We start from the raw sequence: 24661 nt of genomic DNA on the forward strand, positions 1-24661 counted from the left end.
TTATAATTAGATAATCTCGAAGTAACGTTTGCGTTCCCAATGAGGGTCAACTTGGTCATACTGCTGAACCTCCCACTCTCTTGTTTTTGCAAAATGTTGTACAAACTCTTCCCCAAACAACTCATTTGCTAATACAGAGTCTTTAAACTTTTGTGTTGCTTCCTCTAGTGAGCTTGCCAATTTATCTCCCGTATCTTCATAACCATTCCCTTTTGTCATGGCTTTATTCAATGACAATTCATTTTCAATACCATAAATACCCGATGCCAAGCAAGCAGCAAAAGCCAAGTATGGATTTACATCCGAACCGACAACTCTTGTTTCCAATCGACACGATCTTTGTCCTGTAGGTAAAGCCCGAAGTGCTGTGGTTCTATTATCAACTCCCCAAGTAAGAGTAGTAGGCGCCCAATACCCTTCTACCAATCGTTTATAGCTGTTTGTTGTTGGTGCAATCATTACCAATAAATCGGAGAGACAAGTTAATTGCCCTGCCATATACTGACGCATCAGTTCGCTCATTTTATAATTACCTCCATCATCGTAGAATAAGTTTTTCTCCATTTTCTTATCCCACAAACTCTGATGAATATGTCCACTACATCCTGGGTATTGATCATTCCAACGTGCCATAAAACTTGCCATCAGACCATGATCGTAAGCAATTTCCTTTACAGAGGTTTTAAATAAATTGGCTCGATCTGCTGCCTCTAGCGCTGAAGAAGCTTGAATTGCTGCTTCATAAACTCCAGGCCCTGTTTCTGTATGTAATCCTTCTAATGGAACTCCAAAATCATTTAGATCATCAAAAATCTGATTGAAGTATTCAGAATAATATGAACTTCTCAAAATAGAATAACCAAACATTCCTGGTGTTAGAGTATTCAGGTCATGAAAAGACTTATCGATGAGACTTTCGGGGGTTTCTATAAAATTGAACCATTCAAACTCTTCTGCCATAAAAGGACTGTAGCCCATTTCTTCTGCTTTAGCTACTACTCTTTTCAGCACGTTTCGTGGGCAGACAGGATTAGGGTTTCCTTTACTATCACAAAAATCGGCAAGAAAGAACGGCATATTGTCTTCCCACGGAATCTGACGATAAGTCTCCATACAAAGGTGTGCTTGGGCATCTGGAAAACCTGTATGCCAACCTGTGTAATCGACTTTCCCATAAAGTTCATCCATCATGTCCCATCCAAAGACTACATCACAAAAGCCAAATCCTTTTTCTACTATAGATAAGAACTTATCCTTATGAATTACCTTTCCCCGTAAAACACCGTCCAAATCGGTGACTGCAACTCTAACTTTATTTGATGGGTTTTTAATGATTTCTTCTTTAATCTCATCCGCACTTAAGACTTTTCTTTTTTCGCTCATCGTCTATGGGTTTAGGTTTTTAGAAAGGTGCGTGAATGTAAGAAGAAAGGGAATTAGGCTAAAAAAATCGATTCGTTTCTTGATCTCTATATTCTTTCCGAAAAAAAACAACTCAATTTTGTGCTATTTAACAAGACATAACATCGCACAAATCAACCCTTTATATTCTATAACATTTACTATATCCGTATTAATAATCTTAGTTGAACAGTATTTAGTCCTATCTATACGTCTATCTGAAGCGGTTTACTGAATTGGACTCTTAAAAAAAATTAATCCCCCTACTTCGTGCCATCATAAAATTTTACACAGGTCAACCCAAGACTGATCTGTCTAAGATTTTAAAGTAATAAATAACGAAGAATCTACTTAGTCGATCATAAAGTTCTACGATTCTTCTTCCCTAAAGTGATCTAGGGTATTACTACATAATATTTTTCTATACTAATTCAACAAACTCAGACAATGAAAAAGAGTAACATTTTTTTCGCTGCAATTGCAGCATTTGTATTATCATCTTGTAATGAAAGTGATGATGCTTCAATTCCATCAGAAAGCAAACCTATTACTGTATTACCAGTAGTGGAAGAGCAAATCACCCCAATGACGAACGAGCATTCTGCCAAAGATGGAGCTATCCTTGAAGGATATACTGCAACTCTTAAAGATCAAGCGAATAACACATTTGTAATTGATGATGTGACTTTAGGAGATTCTTTACATTTCGAATCAGTAACAGGTTACTTCTCTATTACAATTGAACATGAAAAAGCGAATGTAATTGGAGAAAATTACTATTTGAATGGAGGAACCCAAGGAACAGCAACTGATGAGGTTGTTGACATCCAAATGTCAAACCAAAGATATTCTTATATCGTGGTAGATGGTGCTCAAGATGAAGTAAGAGGTGTCACATCTGAAGGCTTCGAATTTTTACCAACTAGCAACGATGAATTTCCGAACTTCTATGCTTACGTAGATGGAAATATCGATCATTCACTAGTTCTTAGTACTACTAGAGGTGACATTGGATATGAACTTGAAGAACTTAAAGAAGATTATCAATACACGCTTTCTGTAGACTTTACTACTGATGGTAATGTTAAAATTGATCTTGGTTTCAAAAGAGGAGATGAAGAAGAATTGAAGCCAATCGAAAAAATGGATGCCATAATTCCTGAGTCTTATATTACTAATGGAGAAGATTATTTCCATGATTGGGGTACAGGTTATGTATCAGGTTCTAATAAAGAGAATAGTGATATTTGGTTCTATGGTGTATCATACGGAACAGATAAAGACGGTGACAAATTTGATTTCACTCAGAATGTAAGAGAATTCACTAAGCCATCATTCGATATCGATGTATTAAACGTTAGCTACGATGGAGATTCAGCACCTTACGCCTACATGAATGTATATATATCTGGAGGTACTCATAATAAGAAAAATGTTAAAGCTATAACTGTTTATCCTAGTAAAATTAGAAATACTGTAACTATTCATTACACAGATTATACTCAAGATGCGACTAATCTAACTTGGGAGGCAGCACTAGAGGCTATTGAAGGTAATCTAACATTTACAAAATGGGCTGATGCAGGTAGACTTCAGACCAACTTTATCATCAGAATTGATGGCGAATCATCGAATTCATTTGAGTTTGACTATGTCTTAAAAGAATTCAATTTCTAAATATCTCAACACCACCATCAGAGATATAAGCCCTCTACGGAGGGCTTTTTAATCATATTATTCGACCTCATTCAACAAAGCTAAATATGAAAGACAGTAACTTACTGACAAAATTCACTTTTATCTCACTATTGAGTTGCGTATTCACTGTTTTCACAGTAATTGTTGTGAACGCTCAAGGACTCGTAATATGATATCTTCAATAGAAATTTGCCTTAGAAGTCTGAAGATTGAATACACCTTCAAATTCTTGTAAAATATCCCAAAAAAAGAGGGTAAACACAAAAGCTGTTTTACCCTCTTTTTATATAATCGTTTAGTTAGATTATGAATATGTTGTATTATTCAGCCTCCACTAAATTGTAAGTCTCCCAACCTGCAACTTCAAGGTATTTTTCTTTTGTACCTTTAGGAATTGTAATCGTGTATTTATCATTTCCTATTCCTACAATTTTTGATAAACCAAAGCCTTCAGGGAAGGTTCCTAAAAAATCTGAGTCTGGTACATTGTATTTATCTGGGTTTTCTACCAAAGGTAAGATCGTAGGAATATTTTCAGTCCAATGTACTGTGATTTCAGTCAATTCTTGAATATCAGCAAAGCTCCCTACCATTCCATCTTCAGATGCTAAAGACTCAACAGTAGCCGGAATATCTAAACTCTTCAAGTTTGTAGACATCAAAAATTGAGTTTGAATATGCTTTGTCGCTGAATTAATCTCGAATTCCTCTAAAGCAGTTCTGAAAAAACAATAATATGCATCTGAAAAGTCAAGATGATCAGGAGCTGAGAATGACCTTAGCGAAGAACAGGCAGCAAATACATTTCCAATAATTGTTTCCATTGACTCTGGTAATACTACTTCTGTTAGAGAGGTACAAGACACAAATGCCTGAGGATGTATAGTATGTAATGTGTTAGGTAATTCAAGATTATCCAACTCTACACAGCTTGAAAATGCCGAAACACCGATCACCTCTAGTTTTCCCCAAGAGGCTATGTTTTTTAACTTCAAACAACTCGCAAATGCTTGTACATCGATTCTAACTACTTCGTCTGGCAGTGATACTTCTTCTAGTTCAATACATTTTCCAAGCGCAGCAGCACCTACAATTGTAGCCTCATTTGGTAGCTTTAGTGTCTTAAGTTTGTCATTCACTTGACTCGGATCAAAATTTGGAAGAAAAGCAAATAGAGGCACTGCATTTTCTACATTTGGTTGACTCGGGTGAATTGTGATTTCACCAACGATATCAACATCACTAAGATCAACATGAGCAAAAGTAGCTAGTGAATTAAAATCTGCTTGGTTCATTGATCCTACAACAACAATACTTTCATTTGTCGTAGCGTAATCTTCACCAAAAACGGCAATAATTGAAGCTGTAAGATTATTCATTGTAGGATCTGTGTCATCTCCTACATTGCTTACAATAATAGGGTTTCCATCTTGTGAAATAGCTATTGTCACCGACTCTGCACCTTCGTAACTGAAAGTAATTTCTCCTAGACGTTCTTCTCTTTGGTTACTTTTTTCAGCATTAAACTGAATAACACCTTCCAGTGAATAATCAAATTCACCAACCCATTCTGTAGCAGTAGTTAAAACAACCTCTTGACCTTCAACAGGATTTTCAACCATGTACTTAATTTGGATTAGCCCTCCCTCATTAGGAATTACTGCAATACTTTCAATACTCAGCACAGGAGGAAGAATAATCTCTTCATCCTCTTTACATGCAACTACAGAAAATAAAATTGCAAATAGTAATACAAGCTTTTTGGTAAACGTTGCAAAAAATAATCTTTCCATAAATAGTTTAAATAATATATTAAATTGGTTCAAATGCACAGTTAGTAATTGGTTCGAGCATTAGATATGCTAAGCTTCATCGTTAAGAAGCAGTTGAACATTCTAGATGAATTATGACTTTATATGTCATCAGCCTTAAACACCTCTAATCCCAACAAAATTTTATTAAACTCAACTTTCGGAAGATTTTATATTTATACTGATTATTTACACCACTCAAAAACATTAAACTAGTTAAACAAAACCACTCAGTAGAATATCAACCAACACTCACAACTACTACAGCCACTTTTTAAGTATTTGAATTTTAGGATTTAAAATATTGAAAGGTCCAAAAAGTAGTGATAAGCAATAAAAAAAGCATAAGGAAAGATTATTATAAAAGAGGCTACTCTCTTGTCATCTTACTACATCACAAGTGCATAATGTTGTATAAAGATTTCAATAGAGATATGTTAGAATATTTACTCAAAAGTTAGTTCGAATTAAATAAGCCTTGACCATACTTTAATGAATACTTATCATCTTAAGCTATCCATGCTCGTTTAACTTTTAATATTATTTTTATTAAATTTTGTAAGAATCATTTGAGATTCGGATATACGTTCTTACCCTTTCTTACTCTATACTTTTTATGTTGTTACTCAAAAAACACCCAATTGGAAGCTTCATTTTAATCACTTTTCTATTTACATATTTGATTGGTGGAAGTTTAAATATCTGGATCAATCAAACTGAACTCAACTTACCAAAAACAATCACACTTTACTTATCAAGAATTGGTATTGTAATTGGCCCTGCGGTAAGTGCTATATTCATGTCTTACCTTCTAGAAAAGAGATTTGGAATCAGAAGTTTGCTATATAAACTCATTCCTTCTCAGAAGGAGATCACTTGGTTTATTACAATCCCAATATCCACTTTATTCATTTCTTTTTCAGCTTGCATTTTTAGTGGTATTTCACTTAATCTATTACTTGAAATGTTAAGCAACTCTTGGGAAATTCTACTACTTCATTATGTCTTACAAATTATAATTATAGGATTTGGGGAAGAACTAGGGTGGAGAGGATGGCTTTTCCCTAAACTAACTGAAACCTATTCATTCCTGTATTCAATACTTATATTTTTCATCACTTGGGTACTATGGCACTTACCAATTCTATTTTCAGGTGCTGAAATTGTCATTCCTTGGTTTTTTGTTGCTATTTCTGTCACTTCTATCCTTACCTTTCTTTGGATTAAGACAAATGGGAATGTCTTTGTTTTAGCCTATGTACACGGGTGCATAAATGCTCCCCAATTCTTTATAGAAAATGAATTAGATCTGCCACAAGAAGTTATTCTTGAAAGTTGGAAAGTCAGTGGATTTATACATCTTGGTCTAAGTATCGTGTTCCTGTCCCTACTTCGAAAACACATTGTTACAGGCTTAAACAAACGAATTCAATGATGATTTTAACTTAGTCTTTAGAGATAAAAACGCTCACTTTATACTGTATTCATTAATCTCTATTTATAGTAATAAACACAACTCTCATTTTTAGATGCGACTTTGTTGCATTTAAAAATGAGAGTTTATACTTTTGAGGAAAATTTCCCCTAAAAAATCGAATTTATAGATGGTAATTTCTCAGAAATCAGATGTGTTTGGAGCTTGGGCTAGTGGTTTATGTCTGATTCATTGCCTTGCAACTCCATTATTGTACGTTGCCAAAATCTGTACATCGTCTTGCTGTTCAGACACTCCTATGTGGTGGTCTAGCTTAGACTATATCTTCTTAGGGATTTCATTAGTAGCTGTTTATTGGTCTAGTATAAACAGTAGTAAAACTTGGGTAAGATACGCTTTATGGATGAATTGGGTTGTATTAAGTGGAATACTACTCAACGAACATTTTCACTTCTTTTCATTGGCTGAAGAAAGTATTTATCTCCCAACCCTAAGTCTCATTTTACTTCACATATACAATAAAAAATACTGTCAGTGTGCCTCAGACGAATGTTGCACATCTGATCAATAAGAATACATCCTCATGGAAAATAAAGAAATCGAATTAATAGGTGACAACCACCTATCTAGCAATATAGAAACACCTCTTCGTCCTGATGCTTTTGAAAAGTCTGATGAAGAGAAAATTCAAAATATTGAAGGACATTTTGCTAAAATCATGGAAGAACTTGGCCTAGACCTAACAGACTCTAGCCTATCAGGGACTCCATACCGATTTGCCAAAATGTATGTCAAAGAATTATTCTATGGACTTGATCCTAAGAATAAACCTAGAATGTCCACTTTCGAGAATAAATATGGCTATCACAAAATGTTGATTGAGCAAAATATCACACTCAATTCTTCATGTGAACACCACTTTCTTCCAATCGTCGGACATGCACACATCGGGTATATACCTAAAGACAAAGTAGTAGGTCTTTCAAAAATCAACAGATTGGTAGACTACTATGCACACCGTCCACAAGTTCAAGAACGTTTGTGTTCACAAATCTTGAATGACCTTCAACAACTTTTAGGGACAGATGATGTGATTGTCGTTGTAAATGCACAACACCTATGTGTCTCTTCAAGAGGTATCAAAGATCAAAACAGCTCTACTGTTTCAATTGAATATGGCGGCCGTTTTGAGGATATCACTTACAGAAACGAATTCTTTACAAGCTTAAAAAAATAATTTAACCCTATTATGTCTATCGCAAGAAAACTGCCTGTCACTGTTCTTAGTGGGTTTCTAGGTTCAGGAAAAACAACCTTACTTAATCATGTTCTACACAATAAAGAAGGCTTAAAAGTAGCTGTTATTGTAAACGACATGAGCGAAGTAAACGTGGATGCTGATTTGGTTAAAAGTGAAAACACACTTTCGCGTACCGAAGAAAAGTTAGTTGAAATGAGTAATGGCTGTATTTGCTGTACACTTCGCGAAGACTTAATGGTAGAGGTTGAACGTTTAGCCAAAGAAAATAGGTTTGACTATCTATTGATAGAAAGTTCAGGAATTAGTGAGCCTGTACCTGTGGCTCAAACGTTCAGCTTTATAGATGAAGAAAACGGAATTGACCTTTCTCAGTTTAGTTACATAGACTGTATGGTTACTGTTGTTGATGCTTTCAATTTCTTCAAAGATTTTGGTAGTGCCGAACTACTCATAGACCGAAACCTATCAGATATTGAAGGCGATGTCCGTACCATAGTCAACCTCCTTACCGACCAAATTGAATTTGCGAATGTCATCATTCTCAACAAAACTGATTTGGTAAGTAAAGATACTTTAGGAGTCTTGAAAGCAGCGATACACAAGCTTAATCCTAAAGCTAAAATTATCGAGTCTAGCTTTAGTAAAGTACCTCCTCAAGAAATTCTGAATACAGGAATGTTTGACTATGATGAGGCTGAACAAAGTTCTGCTTGGATAGAAGAGGCTAAAAAAGATCATCATACTCCAGAAACAGAAGAATACGGTATTAGTTCTTTTGTGTATCGTAACAAAAGACCTTTTGATCCTAATCGTTTCTGGCAATTCATCCAAACCCAATTTCCACATTCTATCATCAGAAGTAAGGGATTATTTTGGCTAGCTTCAAGACCAGAGCAAGCACTTATTTGGGGACAAGCAGGTGGTTCTGTACGTGCCGAAAGTGCTGGTGTTTGGTGGAGTAGTATGCCTTTCGAACAACGAAGTCATTATGCTTCTTTTATCGAAAATCAAGAGTATATCGAGTCTGAATGGGATCAACAATTTGGTGACCGCAAAAATGAGCTCGTTTTTATTGGGCAAGACATGGATACAGAACTCATCATTGCTCAACTTGATCATTGCCTTAGTACAGATGACGAATTAGCGGATGGCGATTGGGAAAATGGCTACGAAGATAATTGGCCAGTGGAAAGATCTTATCCATTATCATAATTTTTGACACCGTTATCAATCATAATCTTAAAATGGGAAATCGTTCTAAATGATTTTCCATTTTATGTATTAATTGCAATAAAAAAGTGATATCAGCTTTTAAAAAATAAGTTGACACTATTCGTTTTCATTAAAACTAACTTAAAAAAATGAATACAAATGCAAAGCCTGTCACGATACTTACAGGCTTTTTAGGAGCAGGAAAAACTACTGTACTTAATGCCATTCTAAGGTCTAAGAAGGACAGCCGTTTTGCAATTATTGAAAATGAGGTCGGTGAAATCAGCATTGATGGAGAACTCATTGTAAAAAATACAGATTCTTTCACTGAGCTAAATAATGGTTGTATATGCTGTTCTATCAATGACAGCTTTGTAGATACACTCCGTAAAATCTCTCAAAGAGACGATTGGGATGAACTGATTATTGAAGCCACCGGTATTGCGAACCCTGCTGGTATCATTGAGCCATTCAAACAACTTCAATGGCTACAGAAGTATTTCCAAATTCCGAATGTTATCGCTATTGCAGATGCCAAAAATATAGAAAGTCAACTGAAAGTATCTGAAACAGCGGCAACTCAATTAGCTTTCGGAAATAAAATTTATATCAGTAAAACGGAAGAAGTTCTTGAGGATGAATTACAAAGCATCAAAAAACTAGTAAAAGATTTCAATCCGCTTGCTCAGTTACATACAGGTAGTAAGTCTGCTATTCCTATAGCTGAATTGTTGAAATCAGATGAATTGAGCACAAGTCCTAGCCTTCCATCTGAACACAAACCAAAACATGATCATTTTGAAGCAATTACTTTAGTCTATGATCAAGCCTTTGACGAACAAAAGTTATTCTCACGTTTGTACACATTTCTAATTGTACAATCAGCTGATGTTTATCGATTCAAAGGTGTATTTAATGACTCAAGAAGACCAAATAAACTTGTCATTCAATCAGTCATGAAATCTTTATATGTAGAAGAAGCTGAGACATGGAATGAAGGAGATGAAAGAAAAAGTAAGTTTGTTTTTATCGGTAAAAATCTTCAATCTAAAGGTTTTGACAGAATGCTAAAATCCTGTTTCTTGTAGCCTTTAATGATATAATCACATTACTTTCTATCAAGTGGCATTTTGAAATTCAATTTTCAGAATGCTATTTTTTTATGCATTCAGGACAAACGCCTTCTAAAGTCAAATTAGAAACCTTCACCACAAAACCTTCTTTACACTCAATAGATGGAACTGACAAATCATTCATACAAAAAGTCTTTTTACATGAATGGCATATAAAATGAGCATGGTTTTTAACTTCTGAATTTTCAGTATACTCAAGTGCATATCTAGCATTATTATTAGGATCAGGTACTTTATGTATCAAACCCGATTTCTCAAAAGTCATGAGCGTTCTGTAAATCGTAGCCTTATCGGTTTTACCGTCTGATCTAGCTATAATTTCACTTACGGTTAATGCATGTTTAGTTTTATCAAAATAGGTCAATAACTCAATTCTAAACGCAGTTTTTCTGAGGTTATACTGATTAAGTAGGTCTTCAGGCCTTATCATTTATCCAACTATTATTTTTTACAAAAAAAAGAGGATTAAACAACTATTGCAACTATGTCGCATTTTAATTTATGCTTTTATACTTGCAACAAGGTCGCATTAATAGTAAATATTTACTACATTAATAGAAATGAAGTTAACCTGATATTTAAAAGTGTGTGCGTAAACCTTAATCGTCAATTATCTGAATAGAAATTGAAATTTGGAGCAATTACGGTGAAAGATTTTGAGATTAGTTCAGGGAATAATTATAACTATTTCAAAAGTTGAGATGAACTAATATATCATTGGAATTAGGTTATACTCATAATCTCTAAAAGTTAAAAAAGGCTCTTAAACCCATTACTCTATCTCAGCAAAGAGTTTTTATAAAATTATGAAGTTATTGGAGCTTTTCTGGGGAGTGTTCGTACTAATCTGTTTATGTCCTCCCACCTTCGCTCAAGAAAATCCATGTACCTCCACTATCAAAGGAAAAATATTAGATATAGAAACGAAAGAGCCAATACCTTATGTGACCATCAAAGTAAGGGGAACAGATAAGATTACCATCACCGACATTCAAGGTGATTTCGAAATAAAAGGACTCTGTGAAAATCAACGTACACTAATTATTTCTTGCTATGGTTATTGTGATTCTGTGTGTGAAGACTACAACCATAAAGGACAAACACCACATATTTATCTAACACAGAAAGTTCGACAATTAGATGATGTGGTCATTAAAGCACAGAAGAAGGAAGATCAAGGTATTCAAACACTTTCTTATCAAACAATAGATAAAGATTTACTAGAACGTGATTTCACTCAATCTATAGCCTCTGCAATATCAAATATCGACGGAGTTACATTAGTTTCTACTGGTGCCAATGTACAGCTACCCGTAATTCATGGATTATACGGTAATAGAATTCTCATATTGAATAACGGTTTGAAACATGGTTTTCAGAATTGGGGAACAGACCATGCTCCCGAAATTTCATTATCATCAGCTGAAGATATAACTGTACTAAAAGGTGCTGCTGGTGTAAAATATGGCCCTGAAGCCTTAGGTGGAGTTCTCTTAATAGAATCTGCTCCACTCTATTTTCAAGAGCCGTTTAATTTGGATGCTACTGCCAGTTACCAGACCAACGGTAGAGGTCTGTTTAGCTCACTAGACTTTGGTAAAGGCGGTGACAAATGGAGCTATCATTTAGGAGGAAGCTACACTAAAATAGGTGACCGATTTGCCCCTGATTACTCATTAACCAACTCGGGAAAAGAAGAAGTTGCTTTTCATGCAGGCGGTAGATATCAGCTTAAAGACTGGGATTTCAATCTGTACTACAGTTTTGTAGATCAAGACTTGGCACTTTTACGCTCATCGGTTTTTGAAAGTGGCACAGCGTTTATCAATGCAATAAATGCAGATGAACCACTTTTCATTGAGCCATTTTCATACGAAATCAATGCACCAAACCAGACTACTATTCACCATTTAGGAAAAATAAAGATTGATTGGAATTATAAGGAAAGCAATAAATTCACCTTTTTATCGGGTGTTCAGCTCAATAAAAGACAAGAATTTGATGTCAGGAGAAATGCAAATAAACCCATTATTGACCTTGACTTACTGACTACCGATTACCAATTAGAATGGAAGCACCCAAATTGGGGCAGCCTTAGTGGACTTGTAGGTTTACAGCTTTTCACCCAGAATAATGACAACAATCCAGGAACAGATACTACACCTTTCATTCCAAACTACAACTCAACCCGATACAGTGCCTTTGTCATTGAAAGCTTAAGAAAGGGGAAAAATACATTTGAATTTGGCTTGAGAGTGGACACAGAATCTAATAATGTAAGAGGGCGTGAAACCAATCAAGATATATTTAGAGATGAATATACCTTCACAAACCTCACACTTTCTTTTGGTTTCATACGAGAACTATCTGACTTTGCTACATTCCGAACAAATTTTGGTTCGGCTTGGAGAACACCTAACATGGCAGAACTCTATAGTTTTGGTCAGCATGGCTTCAAAGCCACCTTTGGATTACTCCGTTACCGCGTTGAAGATGGAGTGCTCAAAACAGATAAGGTTCTCGAACTTGATGACAGTGATGTTTCTCCTGAAAATGGGCTTAAATGGATAAATGAGTGGCGTATGGAAAAAGAAAGTAACACTTTTGTCATCACAGCTTATTCACATTACATTCAAAATTTTATTTTCGAACGTCCTGCAGGTATTACAGGTACAGTCAGAGGGCCTTTACCTGTTTTTATCTATGATCAAGTAGATGCACTCTTTATTGGTGGCGACTTTACTTGGAGAAAACAATGGCTTCAAAATCTGAATGGACAATATTCAATCAGTTATTTATGGTCTAGAAATATTGAAGATAACGAGGTTCTTATCAATCAACCACCTCTAACGAACTCTTACCGATTGACGTGGGATACTCCAAGATTTTGGACATTCAACGAATCTCAATTGAACCTCAGTGCTAGTTATACCTTTGAGCAATTTCAAGCACCAAGAACAATTCCTCCAGAAGATATTATAAATGGTGATGTAGAACTCACTCCCGACTCTGAAATATTTGATTTCAAAGATGCTCCTAGCGGATACTTTCTGTTAGACCTTTCGTATCGATTTAAAGTCGGACGATTTGATAATAGCTTTTCAATTCAAAATCTGTTGAATAATAGTTATCGAAACTATCTCAATGAAATGAGGTATTTCGCTGACGAACCGGGTATAAATTTTCTATTCACTGTTCGCTACCTTCTTTAAAAATTCAGACTAGAAAATAGGTAACGAAGGAAATGAACAAAACAACCCAAAAAATATTCACTTATTATTTACCTAAAAATCAAACCCATGGAAAAATTAAACAAATTCGGACTCTACCTACTTTTGTTCCTCGGACTCGCAATTACTAGTTGTGATGACGATGATGATGCTCCACCAGAAGAAAATGAATTGGAGGTCATCACAGATGTGAAACTGATTTTCACGGCTACTGATGGTACTGAAGTAACAGCAAGAGCTCAAGACCCAGATGGAGAAGGAGTCGCGGACTTAGAAGTACTTGACAGTATTAATCTAAGTACGGATACCGATTACACGCTTACCTTTGAGATTCTGAATAATCTCGATCCTAACGATCCAGAAGACATTGGTGAAGAAATTGCAGATGAAGATGATGAGCACCAATTCTTCTTTAGTTTCACTGAGGATGCTTTTAGCGACCCTACTGGAAGTGGTAACATCGACGATCCTGATGGTGACATCAATTACGATGACACTGATGACAATGGAAATCCTGTTGGCTTATCCACTTCTTGGACTACTTCTACTGACATCCTAGAAGAGGGTGAATTCAGAGTAAGACTTCAACATCAACCTGACATCAAATCTGGTGATACAGGAGCTAATGATGGAGACACAGATATTGATTTAACTTTTGTATTAAATATTGAGTAATCAATAAAACTTAAAACTGTACTAAAACTATTTGAGATATAATTTCTTGTATAGTTATGTACAGTTTTTTTTATTGCAAACTATGGACAAACAAATCATAGAACTCGAAGAAGGACTTAACTGCGATCTTCAATTTGAGAAAAGAAACGGTTTACTTCCTGTAGCCGTACAAGAGTACTCAACTGGACAAATTTTAATGCTTGCCTCTGTAAATCAAGAAGCTTTTGATATCACAGTAAAAACTGGTAAAGCTACTTTTTGGTCTACATCTCGGAATTCACTTTGGACAAAAGGAGAAACTTCTGGAGACTTTCTGAAAATGGAAAAAATCTTGGTAGACTGTGATCAAGATGCCCTAATATTTCAAGTGACATTACAAGGTTCGGGTTCGTGTCATACCTATGACCAAGAAGGCAAACATCGTAAAACCTGCTTCTACAGAGAGCTTGACTTAGAAGAAAAAAAGCTAGCATTCATCAAAGAATTAAAATAGAGCAATTTACTTTCTATATCACTTCCAAGAACTAAGCGTCTCTTTTGACTTGTTACTCGCTTTGATTAAAACCTTCTAACTCAAAATTACTAACATGAAAAAGCTATAACAGGAGCTACAGGACAACTTGGAAGTATTGTTGTAAATCACCTTAAAACAAAAATTCCTACCGAAAATATCATTGCTTTAGTGCGAAACCCTCAAAAAGCAGAAGCTTTGGGTGTAGAAGCTAGAACATTTGATTATAGTAAACCAGAAACACAAGTCGATGCTCTCAAAGGTATCAACAGATTATTACTTATTTCGGGTAGTGAAGTTGGTAAGCGTACAGAACAACATAGAAATGTGATAAATGCAGCAAAAGTAGCTGGTGTAGAATGGATTGTTTACACGAGTGTATTACGAGCAGACAGTTCAACTCTTTCGCTAGCTGCCGAACATGTTGAGACTGAAAAAATGCTTCAAGAATCTGATATCCCTTTTTCACTACTTAGAAATGGTTGGTACAGTGAAAACTATACCGTATCAATTGGAGGTGCACTTCAAAATGGTGCATTTATAGGCAGTGCTGGAGATGGAAAAATATCTTCAGCGGCAAGAGCTGATTATGGCGAAGCTGCTGCAAATGTCTTAGCTGATGAAAGTAACAAAGGGAAAACCTTTGAACTAGGAGGAGATTCTGCCTACACCCTTAGTGAATTTGCAGCTGAAATTTCTAATCAATTAGGTAATGATATTCCTTATAAAGACTTACCCGAGTCCGTATTTGCAGATATTCTAAAAGAAGCAGGACTACCTGAGGGTTTTGCTCAGATGCTAGCCAACAGTGATATCAGTGCATCAAAAGGAGATTTGTTTGAAGATGGAAAACAACTTTCACAACTTTTAGGCAGACCAACTACACCTATAGCTAATTCTATTAAAGAAGCATTAAAACAAATAGGTTAAGTAGGTGGACAAAAGAAAATGGTTTTATTTTCCATTCATAGTAATTCATGCACAGTGGCGATTGTATTGCTTATTCTAGTTGTAGTGTTCATTTCTTTTCTTGATAAAAGAAACGAACCAAAGAAAATCAAGCCACATAAAAAACGGGCACCCCACTAGCCATACTTCTCCGCTTTTGTGGCGAACAACCCGCAAACACGCATAAGGGGGCTGTTTGTCCCATCGTGCGGAGCTTGCGCTGATTTGTGGGGAAGAAGATTGAATGGGACTTGATTTTTTGCTTCGTTTTTCATCAAGGAAAAATGAAGACTACGATTAAATCAATGAACAATAATTCCCACTATAGACGATCAATTTGAATGAAAATCGAAATTACCCAAATTAATATGTCCTAGTACTTAATCAAAAGAATAAAGAGCATAGAAAATGCCCTTTATTCTTTTTCCATTATAGCGTATTCAAATCGATCACTTCAAAGTTTCGAGTATCAAAATAATCATCCAAACCATAATCTGTATTAATAATTATCCCCCCCAGTAGAGTTACCTTATCTACATTAAACTCCTCTTTACACGTTTTCAGATGTTCATGGATTTTTTCATCAATAACTCTATAAGTTGCTTCTGTGATTGCTTTTGACGGATTATCACTTCCTAATATTTCTGCTCGATACGGTAATAAACTTTCTTCCAACTTCATTTGCTGATAGTCAGGTTCATTGACTACAGGAACGTAATCTTCATCTTGAAAACGGTCTAGGGCAAGCATTAAAGCACCGCAAGAATTTCCTGTTTCCTCCATTCTTGGTCGATACATTTTCCCCAATTCACCATCTAAAGTAATTCCTATATGTGGACCGTAAAAAATGAAAGCACTCCCTTCATCAGGGACGTGGTGAGCAAATGCGGTCATTCCTGTCTGACCAACAAATGGAAGACCTCCTAATCCGCCCATTGAGAAAGGACCAAACAAGACATTAAAAAAAGTAGTGGATGGGACGTTAATATCATCAGAACATACAGAAGTAGCCATGAGTACTTTTGAAACATCAAGTTGATGTTCAATTTGCATTTTCCCTAAGTAATGAATTGAGGTGTCTTTCGCATCTTTAGCATTAGGAAATTCTTTTTTAACTACTTGATCAAATTTTCTTTGTAACATGCTATAAAATGGTTGTAAAGTTAATAAGGTTTTAAATGTAAAGGTAGATTTTTCGAGCTCATACGCGACTATATCGCATAAATGGTTAGTGTTATTAAGATATTAAGAATGAAACTAATAAGTATTATATTTCAATAAGAAACACCGATAGTTAAGCTTAATTAAAATAGATTAAAATAACCTATGTTACATCTAAATATAAAAAATTGAGTAGGGCAATTTATACTCTAAATTGTTATACTCCCATCCTTCTTTCAGATAAGAATATTCTTAGCTGTAATCATGTTATTTTTCAACCTTTAAAAGAAAAATCGAGATCCATTTTATAAAAAAATACGATTCAGTTTTTCAATTCCTTTACGAAAGCCATTTTTTAAAGTCTTAATCAATGATTAAAGCCTAGATCTTGTTTGTTTTTTATGTCAAAAACTAAACAAACTAACAAATGAAAACTCTACTAAAAATCTCTATCCTTTTATCACTTTTCTGCTTTTGGTCTTGTGATGACGATGATGACATCAATGGTTCAGGAGAAAGTATTACACGGGAGGTTGATATTTCTAACGATTTTCAAGGCTTGGATATACGAGTTCCAGCTCAAGTCATGATTACGCAAGATGATTCAACATCTATTACAGCAACAGGACAAGAAAATATCTTGAATAACCTTGAATATCGCATAAACAATGATGGAATACTTACAATTAAATTTGATCGAAATGTTTCTTCTTTTGAAGAATTGATTTTAGAAATCAGCTTAAGCACCCTCAAAGAAATGAGAGCTTCAGGAAAGGCTGAAATCACTGGACTTACTCCCTTCAGAGACCTAAATGATTTAGACATTAAACAAAGTGGTTTGTCTTCCATTAACCTAGACTCTATTTTTTCAGAAGAGCTTGAAATAGATATGAGTGGAGAATCTAAACTTAATATCATTCATAGCACTACTCAAACGGAAATTGATATGAGTGGAAATACATCAATTGATATAGAGGGAACAAGCCAATCTACGGAAATAGACATGAGCGGAGACTCGAATATTGAAGGAGTTGATTTCAATACCGAATCATTGGAAGTTGATATGAGCGGTTCATCTAATCTGACAATCACAGTAGAACTTTCCATTGATGGTCAAATCTCTGGGTCTAGTCAAATACGCTACGGAGGGCAGCCTTCCGTAAATGTTTCAACGAGTGGCTCTAGCTCAATTGAGCCTATCAACTAATATTTTTCTACAAGGAGCCTTATTAAAAAACAGAGATAAGGTTCCTTGAACTCTCTTAAAACCTTCCCAAACACCATTTTACTTCTCTTTAAAAAATTCCATATCTTAGACCTAATACACCTTAAACATTTGATACTATCAAGTTCATACTGTATGACTGACTTTTACTTTGACCAACAACAATATAGATTGCGTATTGGCTATTTTGATGAAATCACACCAACATTACCATCGCTCTCAGCTATTCATAGAGCACAACACTTAAGTATTCCTTTTGAAAACTTTGATATTTGTCTTGGCAAAGGCATCAATCTATCTTCTGATCACTTGTTCAATAAACTGATCAAACAGAAAAGAGGAGGATATTGCTTTGAGTTAAACGGGATTTTACTTTTAGCTCTTCAGTCATTTGATTTCAGTGCTAGAGCCTTATTAGGTAGAGTACACCTTTCGGGAAAGCCCACAGGACGAGGACATCAAATTACCTTAGTCAGTTTTGGAGAAGAAAAATATATTGTAGATGCTGGCTTTGGTTCAAATACACCACCTATGCCTATTCCACTTGTTTGTAATTCAGAATTTTCCTTTCAAGATCAGTCTTTCAAACTCGTAAATACAGCTCTATTTGGTTACATGTTACAAACAAAATATGAGAATGGTTGGAAAGATTTATACAGCTTTGAGCTAAATCATGTTTGTGAAGGAGATATCGCTTACGGAAATCATTATACCTCTACAAGTCCTGACTCATTATTCACAAAGTCTAGAGTAGCAGTTATCCGAAAAGAGAATGGAATAATCACGTTGCTAAATCGTAGAATTAGAAAAGCACTGAATGGTAAGGAAGAAATCATCTTTTTAGAAGAAAATCAATCTTACATCAGTGCTTTAAAAGAACATTTTGGAATAGAACTTAACACTCAATACGAACAGCTAAAACCTTATCATCCCGAATAAGACTTAGGTCGCCAAAGCCTTGAGTCGACCTTGTTTTTGCAGTAAAAATAAACCTATAAGTAGCGTAATTGCCTCTGAGAGAATCAGCGCATAAATTACACCTTCACCTTTGAAGAATTTGGTTAGAATTATGATAAATATTATAGGAAGTACTAATGATCTACTCAATGAAATAATTAAGGATGGTCTTGGGCTATGGACTGCCGTAAAGTAAGACGACAAGATCAAGTTTACCCCAATAAATAGCAGTGCTGGCCAAACCATCATGACTAGCTCTTGCGCCAAGGCAATCACTTCAGTATTCGATTTTTTCAAGAAAACCAACACCAGTGAATCTGAATGCCAAACTACCAAAGAAACCAGAACTAAGCCTAATACCAATACATTGGCAATAGCCAAGCGTCCCATTTTAGCTACTCTACGGAAAAGCTCTGCTCCATAGTTGATACTAATAATGGATTTCACCCCATCTGAAAGCCCGTAGCAAACCATAATATTGAAGTATAACAAATAACCTATAACGGAATAAGCTGCCACTCCATTAGTCCCGTAATACTTCATCATTGTAATATTGGTAAGGTAAAAAAGAAGACCTCCCGAAACCTCACTCAATAACTCCGAAGAACCATTGTATACAATATCTTTTAAAACAGACCAAGTATGCTTATTTGGTAGAACGTACTTCAAATGCCCTTTTTTACTAAAGAAATGAGGCATTAGTAAAATTGGAATAGATAAATACGATAGGGAAGTACCCCATGCAGCTCCTTCCACACCCCAGTCTAGCACACCAATGAAAATGTAATCTAAAATCACATTTAGCACTCCTGTCATAATCAGAGAAAGTGAAGAGCGTTTAGGCAAACCATCTACTCTAGCAAAGTAACTAAGCCCGAAACTAGATAAGAACGGAATACACATAATAATCACACTGAGGTAATCGACAACCTTTGCGTGAATTCTCTGATCTGCACCAAGAAAAGTAGCTAATTCATCTACAAACGTAAGTCCCAAGATCATCATGATCAAATTGATTGACCAAATCAGATATGAAACCATACTAAAAATCTGAGAAGCTTTCTTAAACTTCCCCTCCCCAATATATTTTCCACAAAAGACTTCTCCCCCTGTAGACAGCAATATATCAAACGCAACAATGAAAGGTAAAATTGGTGCACAAATACTAACCACTGTTAGTCCATCTGTACCCACATAATGCCCCAAAAAGATTCCATCAATGATCCCTGCCGATGACACTGCCACCAAACCGAGAATCACGGGAACGGTATAAGTGAAAAACACCCTTACGACCTTCCCTTCCAATACCCTATTATTATCTTCCATATTTCGTGCGCTTTAAAATCCAGCGAACACTCAAACTCAAAATACACCTCTCATTTTCAATCGCTTAATGAAATAGCATATCCTAAGACTTAAAAGTTGCGCGAAATTGGAAATTTATTCTTTTAGAATAATTCTTTGTTCGCTTTTATTAAGATACGTTATAAATGCCTTGCTCAAGTTATAAAAAGTCAAAGAATATAAATTGACATCAAACAAATACTAGATTCAGTATCATAAACTCTTATACAATAATTTTATAAACATCTTAATCATTATGAAACACTTACCTTTTCTTTTATTGCTTCTTTGCCCTCTGCAATTAATGGCTCAAAAAGAATTCAAATCTTATATCAATACCAATACTACTGAACTCAAATCTATTGATCTCAACTATGAAAATGATGATGATCTTACACCCATAAAAAATGCGATTGGAGAAGCTCAAGTCGTAATGCTCGGAGAACAAGATCATGGAGATGCAGCTACATTTCTAATGAAAGCCCGACTTGTGAAGTATTTACATGAAGAATGTGGCTTTGACATCATCGCCTTCGAAAGTAATTTCTATGACTTACAAGGCGCCTTTGAAAAAGACTCACTCAACTTTCAAGATGCATATGAAGACATCTTTCCAATATGGACAAAGTGTGGAGAGTGTGAACCTATATTTTCATATATCAAAGAAACTCAACAATCTGAAAATCCGCTTTTCATCACCGGATTTGATATGCAGAATTACTTTAATGAAGAGTATTCACCGAATTTTAAGCAATTCATAAGTGAAAACAATTTGAAAATTCAAGAAGAAGAAAAATTCTTTGAAGTACTAGATACCCTAACCAAAAATAATAATCCAACCACCTTTAATGAAGAAGAATGGAATACCTTCTTTACTACAATTGAAAAATTACAAAATACATACACTAAAGATAATTTTTGGAAACAAGAATTACATAACCTAAAGGGTTTTGCTGAAATGCGCAAGAGTACTAAATTCGATAACACATTGAATATTAGAGATACGTATATGGCTGATAATTTGATTTGGTTAGCCGAGAAACGCTTTCCTAATAAGAAAATCATTGTTTGGGCTCACAATTTCCATATTGCCAGAGGACTTGGCCCCAAAAAAGTTAGTCTAGGTAATGAAGCCTACAAATCACTAGGAGACAAAATGTATTCAATTGCATTCACATCTCTTGAAGGTTCTACAGGTTGGGCATTCAAGACCTCTGAAAACTATAAAGTAATGCCTCCTCATAAAATTGCCCTTGAAAGAAGAATTGAGGACTTAGGGTATGAACAAGCCTTTCTCGATTTAAAAAGCTTTAATGGAAAAAGAACAAAGTTTACTATGAAGGGACTTAAACATTGGTCTGAAAAAAGAAACTGGTTCAATATTTTTGATAGTGTAATTTACATTAAAACTATGTTTCCTTGTACTAAAGAAGAAGAAGTCATGTTGATTAATTAGATTGTCATAGTTTTATACTTCAACTACTATGGAACAATTTGAAAAACTACTTCACATTGCACAACGCAAATCTATCATAGATCAAAATAGCGATTGGTCGAATGGTTCATCTACCTATCTTGAAGAAATCAAAAAAGAGGTAGAAGAAGTCTTGGAAGAAATCCCTAAAAATAGAGATTGCTATCTTGAAGATGAACTAGGCGATATTCTTTGGGACTATATGAATATTCTTTTAGCGATGGAAAAAGAACGCGGTATCAAGCTTACGGCTGTTTTAGAGCGTGCTTGTAAGAAATACGAAGAAAGAATTTTGGGCATTGAATCTGGAAAATCATGGGCTGAAGTAAAAGAAAAACAGAAAATTGACCTTGCCGAAGAACTTGATTTGGAAAAAAGTAAAAGCAGTTAATCACTTTCTGACTGTTCTTATTTTTATAATTCATCAGATAGAAAAAACGGAGAACAATAAGTATTTTCATTGTCACTAAAAAGATTTTCACCCTAAAAATGAAACGACGAAATCCACTTAAGATATAATTAAGTGGATTTTTTCATTTCAATACTTTCGGTATTAACCCTTTCTAAATGTTCTACAGAAAATCAGTGTTTTCAAGTAAACAACACATTCTTTAATCAGAGTACCACTCTGACTTTCCAAAAACTGTAGAACTATGAAACACATCTACTTATTCATCTGCTTGACCTTTTCCATAACGGTCTATGGGCAGCAATCGAGTATGGATCAAGGACAGTGCCCCGTGATTCATACAGAAGGAGTTTCTTCACAAACCACTACATCAAGTAAATCTGAAGTTAGCTCAGACCCTAAAACAAATAGAGATTGGTGGCCTAATCAACTAGATCTAAGTGTACTTCGTCAGAATTCTGGCATGTCAAACCCAATGGGAGAAGATTTCAATTATAGAGAGGCTTTCAATAGTTTAGATTATGAAGCATTGAAAGAAGATATCAAGAAAGTATTAACCGAATCTCAAGATTGGTGGCCTGCCGATTACGGAAACTACGGTCCGCTATTTATTCGTATGGCTTGGCACTCTGCTGGTACTTATCGTACAGGCGACGGTAGAGGAGGATCAAGAGAAGGACAACAACGCTTTGCACCCATCAATAGTTGGCCAGATAATGCAAACTTAGATAAAGCACGCCGATTACTTTGGCCTGTAAAACAGAAATATGGTAGTAAAATTTCATGGGCTGATCTGATGATTCTGACAGGAAATGTAGCACTAGAGGCTATGGGTTTTGAAACTATTGGATTTTCAGGAGGACGTGAAGACGTTTGGGAACCTGCTAGCAATGTTTATTGGGGACCTGAAAGTAAATGGCTCGAAGATAAACGCTATACAGGTGATCGAGAGTTAGAAAAACCTTTGGCTGCAGTTCAGATGGGTTTGATTTATGTAAACCCCGAAGGTCCTAACGGAAATCCTGATCCTGTGGCTGCGGCAAGAGACATTCGTGAAACATTCGGACGAATGGGAATGAATGACGAAGAAACAGTCGCTCTTATTGCTGGCGGACACACATTAGGAAAAACACATGGTGCGGGTCCTGTTTCTAATGTTGGACCAGAACCCGAAGCAGCGAGTATCGAAGAACAAGGTTTCGGATGGAAGAGTAAATACAAATCAGGAATGGCTGGAGATGCCATTACTTCGGGAGTTGAAGTGATTTGGACCAAAACACCAACGGAATGGAGTCACGGTTTTTTCAAATCTTTATTTAATAATGAGTGGGAATTATCAAAAAGTCCGGCAGGAGCACACCAATGGGTAGCGAAAGATTCGGAAGCTAAATTTCCAGATCCTTTTGATGCAGACAAAAAACACATTCCGACAATGCTTACCACAGATTTAGCATTGCGTGAAGACCCTGCCTACGAAAAAATCTCTCGCCGATTTCTTGAAAATCCAGAAGAATTTGAAGCCGCCTTTGCGAAAGCTTGGTTTAAACTCACCCACAGAGATATGGGACCTCGTTCTACCTATATCGGACCAGAAGCACCCAAAGAAGACTTCATTTGGCAAGACCCAATTCCTGTAGCTGATCATAAAATAATTGATAAAAATGATATCAATGAATTGAAAAAAGCTATCGCTAGTTCGGGACTAAGCACTCAAGAACTGATCAGCACAGCTTGGGCTTCTGCTTCTACTTTCAGAGGTTCTGACAACAGAGGAGGTGCAAATGGTGCGCGTATTCAACTTGAACCTCAAAGAAATTGGGAAGTTAATCAGCCAACACAGCTGAATAAGGTATTGGCTAAACTTGAAGAAATTCAGAAAGACTTCAACTCAAAATCTAAGAATAAGAAAGTGTCAATGGCTGACTTAATTGTACTCGGAGGTTCGGTCGGAATTGAAGATGCCGCACAAAAAGCAGGAATAAAGGTTGAAGTTCCTTTTACCGCAGGACGTACAGATGCGCTTCAAGAACAAACCGATGTAGCTTCTATTGCGGTATTAGAACCCATGGCCGATGGATTCAGAAATTATAAAAAGACGGACTATACCTACAGTACAGAACAACTGTTGATAGACAAAGCACAATTACTTACGCTTACTGCTCCCGAGATGACTGTTTTAGTTGGAGGAATGCGGGCCTTAGATGCCAACTACGATCAGTCTAAAAAAGGGATTTTCACAGATAATCCTGGAGCTTTGACCAATGACTATTTTGTCAATCTCTTAGATATGAGCACAGAATGGAAACCAACTTCAGATACCAAAGAAGAATTTGAAGGACGAGACCGTAAAACAGGAGAATTGAAATGGACAGCTACACGTGCCGATCTGATATTTGGCTCGAATTCAGAACTGAGAGCATTAGCTGAAGTCTATGCAAGCGGTGACGCCAAAGAAAAATTTGTCAATGATTTCGTTTCTGCTTGGACTAAAGTGATGAACCTTGACCGATTTGATCTTCAAAAATAAACAATGTAAAAGCTACTACTTGAATGAGACACTTCAGTGTTGATTTTATACACTTGGGTAAGATTTAAACATTTATTTATCATGAAAACTCAACCTTTGATAGTGTAATGTAAAAATCAGAAACTCATTCTTATAATAGAGGAGTAGTTTTAGCACTGGGCAAACCTGTAGAGTCATCCTCTACAGGTTTCTTTTTAACCCTCAACCCATAAATTATTTAGCTTCTCTGTATCTTTACCTTCAATTATT

Annotated in this window: 20 protein-coding genes; 15 read left to right on the forward strand and 5 right to left on the reverse strand. The window is 35.7% G+C overall.

What is annotated here, in order from left to right; genetic code table 11:
• Nucleotides 1–6: 6 nt before the first annotated feature.
• Nucleotides 7–1383: a glutamine synthetase family protein gene (locus tag BC781_RS10015; RefSeq protein ID WP_109617145.1), complete on the reverse strand. Its 1377-nt coding sequence runs from the start codon at nucleotides 1381–1383 to the stop codon at nucleotides 7–9.
• A gap of 465 nt (nucleotides 1384–1848) precedes the next feature.
• Here BC781_RS10015 and BC781_RS10020 point away from each other — a divergent pair, with 465 nt between their 5' ends.
• Nucleotides 1849–3078 carry a hypothetical protein gene (locus BC781_RS10020; protein ID WP_109617147.1) on the forward strand — a complete coding sequence of 410 codons (1230 nt, stop codon included), beginning with the start codon at nucleotides 1849–1851 and terminating at the stop codon, nucleotides 3076–3078.
• A 341-nt stretch (nucleotides 3079–3419) separates the two neighbouring features.
• On the opposite strand, the gene BC781_RS10025 is transcribed toward BC781_RS10020, so the two are convergent.
• Nucleotides 3420–4892 carry a leucine-rich repeat domain-containing protein gene (locus BC781_RS10025; RefSeq protein ID WP_109617149.1) on the reverse strand — a complete coding sequence of 491 codons (1473 nt, stop codon included), beginning with the start codon at nucleotides 4890–4892 and terminating at the stop codon, nucleotides 3420–3422.
• A 634-nt stretch (nucleotides 4893–5526) separates the two neighbouring features.
• Here BC781_RS10025 and BC781_RS10030 point away from each other — a divergent pair.
• The 5 genes from BC781_RS10030 to BC781_RS10050 all read left to right on the forward strand — a co-directional run bounded on the left by BC781_RS10030 (nucleotide 5527) and on the right by BC781_RS10050 (nucleotide 9906).
• The gene (locus tag BC781_RS10030; protein ID WP_109617152.1) at nucleotides 5527–6345 is read left to right on the forward strand and encodes a type II CAAX endopeptidase family protein; all 819 of its coding nucleotides are present in this window, start codon (nucleotides 5527–5529) and stop codon (nucleotides 6343–6345) included.
• Nucleotides 6346–6514: 169 nt separating this feature from the next.
• Nucleotides 6515–6916, forward strand: coding sequence for a MerC domain-containing protein (locus BC781_RS10035; RefSeq protein ID WP_109617154.1), 402 nt, complete (start codon nucleotides 6515–6517; stop codon nucleotides 6914–6916).
• 12 nt (nucleotides 6917–6928) lie between these two features.
• Nucleotides 6929–7582: a GTP cyclohydrolase I FolE gene (folE, locus tag BC781_RS10040; protein ID WP_109617156.1), complete on the forward strand. Its 654-nt coding sequence runs from the start codon at nucleotides 6929–6931 to the stop codon at nucleotides 7580–7582.
• Nucleotides 7583–7594: 12 nt separating this feature from the next.
• Nucleotides 7595–8818: a GTP-binding protein gene (locus BC781_RS10045; protein ID WP_109617157.1), complete on the forward strand. Its 1224-nt coding sequence runs from the start codon at nucleotides 7595–7597 to the stop codon at nucleotides 8816–8818.
• Nucleotides 8819–8967: 149 nt separating this feature from the next.
• Entirely contained in the window at nucleotides 8968–9906 is a 939-nt protein-coding gene (locus tag BC781_RS10050) for a CobW family GTP-binding protein (RefSeq protein ID WP_109617159.1), read from the forward strand.
• A gap of 64 nt (nucleotides 9907–9970) precedes the next feature.
• Here BC781_RS10050 and BC781_RS10055 read toward each other — a convergent pair whose 3' ends face one another.
• Nucleotides 9971–10381 (reverse strand): Fur family transcriptional regulator, encoded by a 411-nt coding sequence (locus BC781_RS10055; protein WP_109617161.1) that lies wholly within the window; start codon nucleotides 10379–10381, stop codon nucleotides 9971–9973.
• 376 nt (nucleotides 10382–10757) lie between these two features.
• Here BC781_RS10055 and BC781_RS10060 point away from each other — a divergent pair, with 376 nt between their 5' ends.
• The 4 genes from BC781_RS10060 to BC781_RS10075 all read left to right on the forward strand — a co-directional run bounded on the left by BC781_RS10060 (nucleotide 10758) and on the right by BC781_RS10075 (nucleotide 15297).
• Nucleotides 10758–13163, forward strand: coding sequence for a TonB-dependent receptor (locus BC781_RS10060; RefSeq protein WP_109617163.1), 2406 nt, complete (start codon nucleotides 10758–10760; stop codon nucleotides 13161–13163).
• A gap of 87 nt (nucleotides 13164–13250) precedes the next feature.
• A complete protein-coding gene (locus BC781_RS10065) occupies nucleotides 13251–13856 on the forward strand; it encodes a GTP cyclohydrolase (RefSeq protein WP_109617165.1) in 606 nt (201 codons plus the stop codon).
• 82 nt (nucleotides 13857–13938) lie between these two features.
• Nucleotides 13939–14349, forward strand: coding sequence for a phosphoribosyl-AMP cyclohydrolase (locus tag BC781_RS10070; protein WP_109617167.1), 411 nt, complete (start codon nucleotides 13939–13941; stop codon nucleotides 14347–14349).
• Nucleotides 14350–14454: 105 nt separating this feature from the next.
• On the forward strand, nucleotides 14455–15297 hold the full coding sequence (locus BC781_RS10075; RefSeq protein ID WP_109617169.1) for an SDR family oxidoreductase: 843 nt from the start codon (nucleotides 14455–14457) through the stop codon (nucleotides 15295–15297).
• Nucleotides 15298–15744: 447 nt separating this feature from the next.
• Here BC781_RS10075 and BC781_RS10080 read toward each other — a convergent pair whose 3' ends face one another.
• The gene (locus BC781_RS10080) at nucleotides 15745–16458 is read right to left on the reverse strand and encodes a hypothetical protein (protein WP_109617172.1); all 714 of its coding nucleotides are present in this window, start codon (nucleotides 16456–16458) and stop codon (nucleotides 15745–15747) included.
• Between the two features lie 445 nt (nucleotides 16459–16903).
• Between BC781_RS10080 and BC781_RS10085 the strand changes: the two genes are divergently transcribed.
• Complete coding sequence (locus BC781_RS10085; RefSeq protein ID WP_109617174.1) at nucleotides 16904–17683, forward strand: GIN domain-containing protein; 780 nt, start codon at nucleotides 16904–16906, stop codon at nucleotides 17681–17683.
• A gap of 153 nt (nucleotides 17684–17836) precedes the next feature.
• Nucleotides 17837–18640: an arylamine N-acetyltransferase family protein gene (locus BC781_RS10090; protein WP_109617176.1), complete on the forward strand. Its 804-nt coding sequence runs from the start codon at nucleotides 17837–17839 to the stop codon at nucleotides 18638–18640.
• Between the two features lie 3 nt (nucleotides 18641–18643).
• Here the strand turns inward: BC781_RS10090 and BC781_RS10095 are convergent, their stop codons facing one another.
• On the reverse strand, nucleotides 18644–19984 hold the full coding sequence (locus BC781_RS10095; protein WP_109617178.1) for an MATE family efflux transporter: 1341 nt from the start codon (nucleotides 19982–19984) through the stop codon (nucleotides 18644–18646).
• Between the two features lie 274 nt (nucleotides 19985–20258).
• Here BC781_RS10095 and BC781_RS10100 point away from each other — a divergent pair, with 274 nt between their 5' ends.
• From BC781_RS10100 to katG, 3 genes are all read left to right on the forward strand, one after another.
• The gene (locus BC781_RS10100; RefSeq protein WP_109617180.1) at nucleotides 20259–21458 is read left to right on the forward strand and encodes an erythromycin esterase family protein; all 1200 of its coding nucleotides are present in this window, start codon (nucleotides 20259–20261) and stop codon (nucleotides 21456–21458) included.
• Nucleotides 21459–21486: 28 nt separating this feature from the next.
• Nucleotides 21487–21867 (forward strand): MazG nucleotide pyrophosphohydrolase domain-containing protein, encoded by a 381-nt coding sequence (locus tag BC781_RS10105; RefSeq protein WP_109617181.1) that lies wholly within the window; start codon nucleotides 21487–21489, stop codon nucleotides 21865–21867.
• A 328-nt stretch (nucleotides 21868–22195) separates the two neighbouring features.
• Nucleotides 22196–24412 (forward strand): catalase/peroxidase HPI, encoded by a 2217-nt coding sequence (katG, locus tag BC781_RS10110; protein ID WP_211323774.1) that lies wholly within the window; start codon nucleotides 22196–22198, stop codon nucleotides 24410–24412.
• Nucleotides 24413–24661: the final 249 nt, after the last annotated feature.

It is taken from the genome of Sediminitomix flava (assembly GCF_003149185.1).
GTDB lineage: Bacteria > Bacteroidota > Bacteroidia > Cytophagales > Flammeovirgaceae > Sediminitomix > Sediminitomix flava.